General features: G+C 47.7%; 16 protein-coding genes. 11 read left to right on the forward strand and 5 right to left on the reverse strand.

The genetic code is table 11. From position 1 onward, the window contains the following. Positions 1-470: 470 nt before the first annotated feature. The 4 genes from HP459_RS17185 to HP459_RS17200 all read right to left on the reverse strand — a co-directional run bounded on the left by HP459_RS17185 (position 471) and on the right by HP459_RS17200 (position 4,101). On the reverse strand, positions 471-770 hold the full coding sequence (locus tag HP459_RS17185) for a contact-dependent growth inhibition system immunity protein (RefSeq protein WP_058646207.1): 300 nt from the start codon (positions 768-770) through the stop codon (positions 471-473). Positions 771-1,223: 453 nt separating this feature from the next. Next, the gene (locus HP459_RS17190; RefSeq protein ID WP_216661688.1) at positions 1,224-2,444 is read right to left on the reverse strand and encodes a hypothetical protein; all 1,221 of its coding nucleotides are present in this window, start codon (positions 2,442-2,444) and stop codon (positions 1,224-1,226) included. Next, entirely contained in the window at positions 2,441-3,466 is a 1,026-nt protein-coding gene (locus tag HP459_RS17195; RefSeq protein ID WP_171936530.1) for a site-specific integrase, read from the reverse strand. The genes HP459_RS17190 and HP459_RS17195 overlap by 4 nt, the downstream gene beginning before the upstream one ends. A gap of 2 nt (positions 3,467-3,468) precedes the next feature. Next, entirely contained in the window at positions 3,469-4,101 is a 633-nt protein-coding gene (locus tag HP459_RS17200) for a phage repressor protein CI (protein WP_171936531.1), read from the reverse strand. Between the two features lie 116 nt (positions 4,102-4,217). Here HP459_RS17200 and HP459_RS17205 point away from each other — a divergent pair, with 116 nt between their 5' ends. The 9 genes from HP459_RS17205 to HP459_RS17245 all read left to right on the forward strand — a co-directional run bounded on the left by HP459_RS17205 (position 4,218) and on the right by HP459_RS17245 (position 9,036). Then, positions 4,218-4,457, forward strand: a complete 240-nt coding sequence (locus HP459_RS17205) for a hypothetical protein (RefSeq protein ID WP_000102104.1) — start codon at positions 4,218-4,220, stop codon at positions 4,455-4,457. Positions 4,458-4,492: 35 nt separating this feature from the next. Beyond that, positions 4,493-5,002, forward strand: coding sequence for a phage regulatory CII family protein (locus HP459_RS17210; RefSeq protein ID WP_171936532.1), 510 nt, complete (start codon positions 4,493-4,495; stop codon positions 5,000-5,002). A 7-nt stretch (positions 5,003-5,009) separates the two neighbouring features. Beyond that, positions 5,010-5,210, forward strand: a complete 201-nt coding sequence (locus HP459_RS17215; RefSeq protein ID WP_171936533.1) for a phage filamentation protein Fil family protein — start codon at positions 5,010-5,012, stop codon at positions 5,208-5,210. Beyond that, positions 5,174-5,515 carry a DUF5347 family protein gene (locus HP459_RS17220; protein WP_000963476.1) on the forward strand — a complete coding sequence of 114 codons (342 nt, stop codon included), beginning with the start codon at positions 5,174-5,176 and terminating at the stop codon, positions 5,513-5,515. The genes HP459_RS17215 and HP459_RS17220 overlap by 37 nt, the downstream gene beginning before the upstream one ends. An 88-nt stretch (positions 5,516-5,603) precedes the next feature. Continuing rightward, complete coding sequence (locus tag HP459_RS17225; RefSeq protein ID WP_162268862.1) at positions 5,604-5,810, forward strand: DUF2732 family protein; 207 nt, start codon at positions 5,604-5,606, stop codon at positions 5,808-5,810. Then, on the forward strand, positions 5,810-6,037 hold the full coding sequence (locus HP459_RS17230; RefSeq protein WP_171936534.1) for a TraR/DksA family transcriptional regulator: 228 nt from the start codon (positions 5,810-5,812) through the stop codon (positions 6,035-6,037). The genes HP459_RS17225 and HP459_RS17230 overlap by 1 nt, the downstream gene beginning before the upstream one ends. A gap of 19 nt (positions 6,038-6,056) precedes the next feature. Continuing rightward, entirely contained in the window at positions 6,057-8,447 is a 2,391-nt protein-coding gene (locus HP459_RS17235; protein ID WP_171936535.1) for a replication endonuclease, read from the forward strand. 156 nt (positions 8,448-8,603) lie between these two features. Continuing rightward, positions 8,604-8,792, forward strand: a complete 189-nt coding sequence (locus tag HP459_RS17240) for a hypothetical protein (protein WP_063849403.1) — start codon at positions 8,604-8,606, stop codon at positions 8,790-8,792. 10 nt (positions 8,793-8,802) lie between these two features. Further along, positions 8,803-9,036, forward strand: coding sequence for a DinI-like family protein (locus HP459_RS17245; RefSeq protein ID WP_085037080.1), 234 nt, complete (start codon positions 8,803-8,805; stop codon positions 9,034-9,036). 159 nt (positions 9,037-9,195) lie between these two features. Here HP459_RS17245 and HP459_RS17250 read toward each other — a convergent pair whose 3' ends face one another. Then, a complete protein-coding gene (locus HP459_RS17250; protein ID WP_023299534.1) occupies positions 9,196-9,606 on the reverse strand; it encodes an ASCH domain-containing protein in 411 nt (136 codons plus the stop codon). A 205-nt stretch (positions 9,607-9,811) separates the two neighbouring features. Here HP459_RS17250 and HP459_RS23545 point away from each other — a divergent pair, with 205 nt between their 5' ends. Both HP459_RS23545 and HP459_RS17255 read left to right on the forward strand, forming a co-directional pair. Then, positions 9,812-10,003 carry a hypothetical protein gene (locus tag HP459_RS23545; RefSeq protein ID WP_253939649.1) on the forward strand — a complete coding sequence of 64 codons (192 nt, stop codon included), beginning with the start codon at positions 9,812-9,814 and terminating at the stop codon, positions 10,001-10,003. 46 nt (positions 10,004-10,049) lie between these two features. Continuing rightward, positions 10,050-10,443 (forward strand): ATP/GTP-binding protein (locus HP459_RS17255; RefSeq protein WP_367671006.1); only part of this gene is annotated, 394 nt, incomplete at its 3' end.

Raw genomic sequence — 10,443 nt, forward strand, 5'->3', positions numbered from 1 at the left:
CCTTGCCGTGCGGCGTAAGCCGTATCGGTCTGCCGGTGGGGATGGAGATGTTATCGGTGCAGGAGGATGAGACGGCGTTGATGGTGCTGGCGCTGGCGTGTGAGGGGGCGCTGGGCTAGAAGGGACAGATATAAAAAGCCCGCAGAGCTTGCGCCGTGCGGGCTTTCAGCACTTCATCGGATGACTCTGGTAATCACCGATGGAGGATTTTTGGACTGGTGGAGTCTGAATAAATTCATTAATAGGCTGTTTTTTTGTTGATAATTTATAAATTCAACTTTCACGGGTATGCCAATGGCGATTTGTTGCAGTGTTTCCTGTGGTTAAGCAAACCTGTTTTTTGAATGGATCACATCAAGAAAAAGCTTTTTTGGATTTAACTGTTCACCCTTAAGTTATATTAGAAAGAAAAAGACCGGCTGTTGCTGGTCTGAGGTCGGTTAAGCCGTTACGGGTTTGTCTTCCTGTAGCTACTTCGAAGAAAGGGCAAGTCTGCGTACAGTCATCAGGAAATCGAATGGGGTTGAATCCCACAACTCAGGTGAGAAATCAAATCCATACCGGCTTTTGAATTGCTCATCCAGCCTGTCTCCGTAAAGCGCAAGGAAACAATCGACCTCTTCGGCTAACTCTTTTAACATCCAATCTGGGGCTGTTTTTTTATAGCGTTCAATAGTGCCCTCAATAGTATCCTCTCCCTCATTTATGAGGTCATGATCCTGATTGAAATAACCCTGAATCAGCTGATCAATATGATAGAAATTTTGCATAATCCACCTGTCCTATGGGGTCGGGAATGCTGTAAGGATATAGCGACAGAGCTGGTCATCCCTGTACTCGGAGTTTGGTTCAAAAGGCATTGAGTAGTTGCCTATTGCAGAACATCTTTTTGCCGATGAACAAGAGGCGTGGCAAGCGGCATATGGGCACTGGATGCAAAAATGTAAAACTGGGGTTACTGAAGTTAGCGCTGGCCAAAGTTTTGCCGAGTGGACGTAATGTGGACATGGGCAAAAAAAGGGGTTACGTTTTCACGTAACCCCTTGTTTTATTTGGTGGAGCTGGCGGGAGTTGAACCCGCGTCCGAAATTTCTACATACCATTTTTACTATAGCGAAAACAGTGATTTACGTTTAAAAACAGAGTCTTAGCGTTATTTTGTGTTTGTCCGTTTTACACGTTTTTAATGCTCTGCCGCCAAAATGCCGCCACTGTTAGACGGTTTACTCGATAATGCTCTTATGCTCAAATAACTTATCAATAAGTAGTTCCAGTTTGTGAAAATCGGTGAGAGAATAAAGTTGTGCAATATCCTCCTCAAAATCATTTATTCCGGAGAATTGTTCTTTTAATTTCAGAAAGATACGTGCCGCGTTAATTTCCTGTGTGTCATCCAAAGATGAATTGTAATCGATAGTTTTTAAAACTTGCCATGACATCGGTGGTGTAATTTTAAAAATTGATGTCAACCTTGTACAGTAATCATGAGTAAGTGTTTGCTTGTAAGTTGCTTTCGGTGGGAGTACAACATTAATTGATAAATGGCTATTTCTTAATTTAGGCATTTTTGTAGAGAAATAAGCCAACCCTGCAATGGGAGACTTTGACCGTCTTCCAATCCACTGCATTAGCAAATTAGGAATTATATATTCTTGGTTAAAAGTTGAGTGTGTGTTTTTTTTAAGATAACTACACGCAATTATTAACGGCCAAAATATAAGGTATGCTGATTTTGTTCTATTTGCTTTTATCAGTTCTTCTTCGGAACCACTAGTATGGATAGGTAGTGTTAGGAATGGTGATGCAAAATTCAATATCTTAGATACGCTTGGGGCTGCAGTAAAAGATGAAATATATAACCGGTCAAAATCGGGTTTGTTCATTTCTTGCCAGCATACATAGAGTGATGTTCCTAAGTATAGGCAAGGTAAGCCTGCAACAGAGTATCTTTGAGCGTTAACCAGATGCCTTTTTGAAAAAGGTATGTGAAATATATGATTGCGCTCAGTTAATGGTATATCTGAACTTCTAACCCTGAATAATGGTTTATCCTTGTGACAAATTTCTGTCAAAGGAACTGTGATTTTGTTTAACATTTTTATGGTTTTGTCATCTGACATAATATTATCGAAATAATCATAAGCAGATTTTATGTCGCCAGATAAAAAATGTTCCAATGAACCTATTACACAATCTCTAATCTCTTTCACTCTTATCAGTAGAGTGCTAAAGTCACTTGAGATCAGATGTTTATTTTCTTTATGAAATCTTTCAATGTCTTCGATGTATATTTCACAGCGTTTCGTAAAATCTGTAACAATATCTCCCTCTATTAGGAAAGGTGGATTGAGTTTTTCGTTTTTGAGCGTTTTTTTTAAAAACGCATTTAAGCCGACCTCTGACTCTTTTTCTATTTCAATATTAAATTCTTCTGGCTCTGTCATGATTTTTTATACAAGGCTGTTAAAGGATTTTTAGTAATCGCGTCTTCTAAGTGTTCTGGCGCGAAATGAGCGTAAATCATTGTCATCTTTATATCTGAGTGCCCCAGAATATCGCGCAGTACCAGTATGTTTCCGCCGTTCATCATAAAGTGACTGGCGAATGTATGTCGCAAAACATGCGTACACTGGCCTTCAGGCAAGTTGATACCGGCTCGTTTTACTGCGCGCTCAAAAGCTTTTCTGCATGGCATGAATAGATTCCCCCTGTTTTTGGGGAGTTCTTCATACAGATCCTGAGATATCGGTACGGTTCGGTTTTTCTTGCCTTTGGTTTTGGTATAGGTGACCCGGAATTTAGATAACTGGTGGCCTTGCAGGTTTTCGGCTTCACTCCACCGCGCACCAGTGGCCAAGCATATTTTTGCTATCATCAACAGGCTAGGGCTTTGAGAATCAGCGCAAGCATCAAGCAGGCGTTTAATTTCGTCTTGAGTTAGGAACGCCAGTTCCCCCTCTGCGATTTTGAATGTTGGTAGCCCGGCGAGCGGGTTAAGCGCTGACCAGTGGCCCAGCTTTTTCAGGGTGCCAAAAACGGAAGATAAGTTACGCTGCTCAAGATTTACCGTGCGGGGCTTTACTGGCGACATCAGCGCGCCGTCTTCGTTACGTACTTCACCTTTTAATCGTGCTTCGCGATATTTTGTAAAGTCACCGGCGGTTAACTCAGAGGCAACGGGATCGCCCAGGCCATTGCAGATAATTTTCAGTTTCGCCATTAGGCGTTTGGGGTCTGCAAGCGTCTGGCCGTAAAGGGAGTGCCACTGCTCAATCAATTCTGATAAACGCCGCCGATCTTCCTTTTCACCCAGCCACGGCTTTTTGTTCACTTCATCCATGGTGAAGTTTTCGAATGCTACAGCCTCGCCCTTCGTCGCAAATTGCTTGCGCACGCGCTTGCCGTCACGCCCGTTCGGGTAACACTCGCACAACCATTTTCCGTTCGGCTGCTTTCTGATCGTCATAATTAGATGCTCTTAATGACTTTTACTGCGCGGCCAATTACCTCTACATCATCTACGGCGCACTCAAAGGATGCTTCATCCTGATGAACCACAATTTTATTGCCAGGAATGCGGGCAATCTTGACGAAGCTTTTAACGCCATCGATGTCTACCAGCCAGTTACCATTGCTGATTTGTTTCACAGACGTATCCACAACAAAGCTATCACTAGCTGTTTTTACATAAAGAGAATTGGACGATTCACCATCCAGCAGTCTACTATCGAGAAGGATTTCATCACTCTGAAGCAGTTCGCCGTTCTTCAACTCAGCATGTTTGATACTGGGAGCAACGATTTTATAAAGTGGTCTTACCGTGACGGGAGTTTCGTTTTTGAGATTCTTTTCTTCATTCGCACTCGCATACATATCTCCCTGACCGGTAGCCAGCCATAGAAGGGAAATTCCTGTTTCAAGGGCGCATTGAATTACCCATTCAGCGGGAAAACTATCTCTTAAGTATCTGTTAGCCATAGTGCTTTTCGACACTTCCAGATGTTCGCAGAGCTGCTGACGTGAGCTGAAATTGTAGGCCTTAATAAGCCTGTTGATTGCATCACGCCCACCACTATCATTCCCTGCCTTGATTAAACTCATAATCAAACCCCTTGACGCATATAAAAAGTGATCCTAATATCCACTCATGGTTTGAAAAGCAAAACCAAACCACATAAAACGAGATGAAACGAAAACAAACTAAGAGATATTGCACTATGAGCACAGATATTTCAATTCGAGTACCCAAAGAGATGGCTACGCCTGCAGAGTTCGCGGAGTGGGAGGGTATTTCCCGTGGCTCTGTATACCAAAAAATTCACCATGGTCAGCTTGCTAAGTACATGGTTAAAAAAGAGAAAAATAAAGGTCGCGTAAGCCTGCGTTACTTAATGTACAAAACCGATCAGGTCCGTGAGTCTCTTGGTCATTCCAACTTCCGCGTCATTGTTGGTTAGTAAGTTCGATTATGAGAACTTTTTAAGGGGCTCGCATGTTTGATTATAAGATTTCCAAACATCCACACTTTGAAGAGGCCTGCCGGGCTTTCGCACTGCGTCACAACATGGCGAAGCTGGCAGAACGCGCGGGAATGAATGTCCAGACGCTGCGCAACAAGCTGAACCCGGAGCAACCGCATCAACTCACACCGCCTGAAATCTGGCTGCTTACCGATCTCACTGAGGACTCAACCCTAGTTGATGGCTTCCTGGCACAGATTCACTGCCTGCCATGTGTGCCGATGAACGAAGTGGCTAAAGAGAAGTTGCCGCACTACGTCATGAGCGCCACTGCTGAGATCGGGCGCGTTGCCGCCGGCGCCGTTACTGGTGATGTGAAAACAACCGCCGGGCGCCGTGACGTGATCAGCAGCATCAATTCAGCAACTCGTCTGATGGCACTGGCTGCCGTTTCCATGCAGGCCCGCCTGCAGGCCAACCCCGCAATGGCAAGCGCGGTGGACACCGTAACGGGCCTTGGCGCTTCGTTCGGCATCATCTGAGGTGATTATGCTGACTAAAGAACCATCATTCGCATCGCTTTTAGTTAAACAAAGCCAGGGTATGCACTGCGGCCATGGCTGGATTATCGGGAAAGATGGCAAGCGCTGGCACCCGTCCCGCTCTCAGGATGAACTGCTGGCAGGGCTGACTACTACCAAACGGGGGACACCATGGCTATTGAAGGCGCTGCGGCGACTGTTCCATTAAGCCCGGGCCAACGTATGGAAGGACTGAACCGAATAGCGGAATTAAGGGCAAATGTGTTTGGTCTGAATATTGAGCCAGAGCTTGAAAGGTTTATTAAAGATATGCGCGATCGCCGCGATATAAACCATAAACAAAATGAGCGGGCACTGGCAGCCATATTCTTTATGGCAAAAATTCCGGCAGAACGTCACGGCGTCAATATTAGTGATCTGACTACTGACGAAAAGCGGGAACTGGTTAAAGCAATGAATCATTTTCGTGCAGTGGTGAGCTTATTTCCCAAACGGCTAACCATGCCGAATTAACCCACAACAGAAATTAATGGCGTAAACCCGCCGGGCATTCTTTTGCCCAAATTCAGGAGAAAGAGAAATGCAGAAAGAATTATCAAAAATGGTTGTGCCAGAAAACGATCAGCTTATGGCGGTGATCGATATTGCCAAACGTGAGGAGCGCAAAGGCCGCGCACTCGCTGTTTCAATCCGCCTTGAGGCGCTGGCAACCCATATCACCAACAGAGGGTTAAACGGTATTGAAGCGGCTGAACTGTTGCGCCGCGAAGCAACCCGCTACGAAAACGAATCACAGGAGCTGCACTGATGGCTGACTCTATGGACCTCGTACAGCAGCGCGTTGAAGAACAGCTGCAGCGCCACATTCATAATGCCCGCAACAGAGCGCCGGGCGTTTCCTGTGTGCTTTGCATCGAATGCGATGCACCGATCCCTCCAGCGCGCCGCCGTGCCATTCCGGGGGTGCAGCGCTGCGTAACATGCCAGAAAATCGTTGAGCTGAAAGGGAAGCATTACACCCGAGGCGCGGTGTGAGCTTCGGAGCCAGTCACTGATGCCTGAATTAATAAAAGACAAAGGCGGCCCGACCGTGGCCGCTGGGGCTTTCCCATGGAACGGCCCGAGAAAAGCACTAAATCCCTACATGGACCCGGCGGAAGTAGCGCCAGAGTCTGCGCTTTCAAACCTGATTACTCTCTATGCTGCGGATAACGAGCAGGAGCAGCTGCGCCGCGAGGCCCTGAGTAATGAGGTCTGGGAACGCTATTTCTACAATGAATCCCGGGATCCTGTTCAGCGAGAAATGGAGCAGGACCAGCTGATAAGCCGCGCCAAAATGGCCCGCGAACAGCAGCAATTCAATCCCGATCTGGTCATCGTTGCTGACGTGAGCGCCCAACCGGCGCATATCAGTAAGCCGCTGCTTGAACGGATTAAATATTTCGAGGGCCTGGGCAAGCCGAGGGCATATTCCCGCTATCTGCGTGAAACTATCAGGCCGTGCCTTGAACGCCTGGAGCGCGTGCGTACCAGCCAGGTTTCTGCTTCATTCCGTTTTATGGCGAGCCACGATGGGCTGGAGGGCCTGCTGGTTCTGCCGGAAATGAACCAGGAGCAGGTTAAGCGGTTATCTACCCTGGTGGCGGCACACATGAGCATGTGTCTGGATGCTGCCTGCGGTGAGCTGTTTACGGATGAAGACGTTACGCCGGAGGAGATCCGCCGGTCATGGGAAAGAGTGGCCGCTGAGGCCATGCGCCTTGATGTGATCCCGCCTGCTTTCGAGCGGCTGCGCCGTAAAAAGCACCGCCGTAACCCGGTCCCATACGAGCTTATTCCGGGATCGCTTGCCCGTATGCTTTGCGCGGACTGGTGGTATCGCAAGCTGTGGCAGATGCGGTGTGAATGGCGGGAAGAACAGCTGCGCGCTGTCTGCCAGGTTAACAAAAAGGCGTCTCCGTATGTCAGCTATGAGGCCGTGATCCACAAACGCGAACAGCGCCGCAAATCACTTGAGTTTTTCCGCTCGCATGAGCTGGTTAACGCCGAAGGTGACACGCTGGATATGGAAGAAGTGGTAAACGCCAGCAGCAGCAATCCGGCGCACCGGCGCAACGAAATGATGGCCTGCGTTAAGGGGCTGGAACTGATCGCAGAAATGCGTGGTGAATGCGCCGTGTTCTATACCATCACCTGCCCGTCACGCTTTCACGCGACGCTTAATAACGGCAGGCCAAACCCGAAATGGACCAGTGCCACGGTCCGCCAGAGCAGTGATTACCTGGTGAATATGTTCGCCGCCTTCCGTAAGGCGATGCACAAAGCCGGGCTGCGCTGGTATGGCGTCCGCGTTGCTGAACCACACCATGACGGCACCGTGCACTGGCACCTGCTTTGCTTCATGCGCAAAAAAGACCGCAAATCCATCACCGCGCTGCTGCGTAAATTCGCCATTCGTGAGGACCGGGAGGAGCTGGGCACCAATACCGGGCCCCGCTTCAAGTCTGAGCTTATCAACCCGCGCAAGGGTACGCCGACCAGCTATATCGCCAAATACATCAGCAAGAATATCGACGGGCGCGGGCTGGCGCAGGAAATCAGTAAAGAAACGGGCAGATCACTGCGTGATAACGCTGAGAACGTAAACGCCTGGGCTTCGCTGCACCGTGTCCAGCAATTCCGCTTCTTTGGTATTCCAGGCCGCCAGGCGTACCGCGAGCTGCGCCTGCTGGCCGGTCAGGCTGCCAGAGTGCAGGGGGACAAGAAGGCAGGCGCGCCGGTACTGGAAAACCCGCGCCTGGATGCTGTGCTGGCCGCAGCTGATGCTGGCTGTTTTGCCACCTACATCATGAAGCAGGGCGGCGTCCTGGTTCCCCGTAAACATCACCTTGTCAGAACTGCCTACGAGCTGAACGACGAGCCGAGCGCCTACGGCGATCACGGTGTTCGAATTTATGGCATCTGGTCCCCGATCATTGAGGGCCGGATCTGCACTCATGCAGTGAAGTGGAAAATGGTTCGTAAAGCCGTTGACCTTCAGGAGGCGACAGCCGACCAGGGCGCTTGCGCCCCTTGGACTCGTGGCAATAACTGTCCCCCTGTTGAAAATTTGAACCAGACAGGGGGTGAAGTACCGGATATTACTTACATGGAGGAAAAGGCGCTGCAGGATTACCTGCATGGAATGGGAAAAAAGGAGAGGCGGGAGTTGGTTGCCCGGCTCAGGCTGGTAAAACCGAAACGGAAAAAGGCATACAAGCAGAATATTTCTGAGCAGCAGCGCCTGCAGCTGGAGTATGAGTTGCGGTCCAGAGGGTTCGATGGCAGTGAGTATGAAGTGAATTTACTTTTACGCGGCGGCAGCCTTCCGTCAGGGGGAGGGCTGCGCATCTTTTACCAGAACGGGCGGCTGCGTGAGGATGACAAGTGGCGGCAGTATTACTGACACACCGAAAATATTTCCTGTCTTTGACTCATATCAGGGCTTTCTTATTGAAGTCCAAAAAAGCGTTTTACATTTAGAAATCGGTACTATACTGTATATATAAACAGTGTATATACATACAGTTATCTTGTGTAAGTGGCCGTAATAGGAGGGAAAATGCAGGATTATCTTTTGGAATCATTGAAACTTCAGCGCATTGATTTTTTCTTAAAACTGGTGGCGGCAAGCGATTGCAGCGACGAAGAAAAGCGGTTGGCAATTCAGTGGGTTTCTGAGCTGACTGACGAGCTGATGGCAAAAATTCGTAACCATGAATACAGCCGTACAATGGACGCTACCAGCTAGGGGAAAATCTATGCGCATTGAAATAATGATCGATAAAGAGCAGAAAATTAGCCAGGCGCTGTTAGAAGCACTTGAATCCGAGCTTTACCGAAATTTGCGCCCCCTCTACCCAAAAACAGCTATCCGAATCCGCAAGGGCAGCGCCAACGGTATTGAACTTAGCGGGATAAGACAGGCTGAAGATAAAGAACGTGTAATGGAAATTCTGCAGCAGGTCTGGGAAGACGACAGCTGGTTACACTGAAACGTTGCCCCCGAAAGAATTCATTCTGATGGGGGTAAGGTTGAACAACGAGTGAAACGAGGCGTTAGGGGTGACGGCCACTTGAAAATGGTCGTCCGCTTTGTGCCAGGAGCGGACATTGTTATTAATAGCAGCAGACGCCAGCCGGACTCTCTCGTCTTACAGCACTTCAACCACTTCAAATTCTTCTGCGATCAACTCCATATCTTTAGAAAAATGACCTTCGCGGGTAAAAAATCGCTGATGCTCATTTCGCCAGTATTGAAGGCTTAAATCGCCTTCACCTTCTTTGCGGGCAAACTCCTCAGTCACATCACAAAAACGCACCAGTCGCATTGAAACCAGCCGGGTCACGCAGACCGGGGCATTCAGGCCATCAAGGATAATGTTATAGCTTCCAATCCTCGGGGCAGACTTTTCTTGCTGGTAAGAGGCAAAGGATCCGCAGGAGGCCGTTTTAATCCCTTTTTTAATCAGGTCCGCAAGCTCGCTGGCCAGTTCCGGGCTGTCTCCCATTTGCCAGGCATCTGCGCCTGGATACTTTACTTTTAATACCTCAACAGTAGCCATTAAGAGCCCTTTTTAATCGTCGATGAAAAATGTCATACAGAGTTTTAACATGAACTTTCCAGACATTAACATTGATGCTTTCCCTCTGCTACTTTGTCCGCTCTTCGCTCATAGCAGACCTTAAACCTTTTCAATTCATCTGCGTTTTAAAACCGTGATTTAGATGAGCGCATCCACTTCTCTCGTCAGTGCATGACTATGCCGCATGAGATCGCATGATCGTTTGAGGATCGTTTTGATGCAGGCCCGCCAGTTCTGGCGGGCTTTTGCTTATGTCATGCACCTGCATGAAAACCGCTCCATAAAGCGGGCAGGCGTGGCGGGGATACGAGCGCGCGCTTTACGTGCAGAATCAATTATCTTGAGTTGCTTTTGCTATAACACTGAATTACATTAGTCAAAGTGCTTAAAATGCGATTTTTTCGCAAAAAAGAGGGTTAGAGATGCTGGTTGCGTTTAGTTTAGAAAATTACAAGAGCTTTCGTGAAAGACAAGTTCTTAGTTTTGCTTCCTCGATTGGGGATGAACACCCTGAGCATATCGTTACACTGGCGAATGGTCTAAGAGTTAACAGATTTGCGGCATTGATTGGTGGAAATGGAGTAGGTAAGACACAATTAATAAATGCTATCAATGAATTTGCGAATTCAATTCATAATGACACATTACATAAATTGCATCAGCCATTTCTCTTAAACAAGCAATGCCGTAATAAACCTACCTCATACGAAGCAATATTGATTGATGAAGAACAAGATAATTTCATTCGTTACGGTGTTTCAGTTCTGAACGAAGTTATTGTAGATGAATACTTATATGTTAGGCCCATAAAAAAAG

This window comes from Enterobacter sp. CM29, from assembly GCF_013179605.1.
GTDB lineage: Bacteria > Pseudomonadota > Gammaproteobacteria > Enterobacterales > Enterobacteriaceae > Enterobacter > Enterobacter intestinihominis.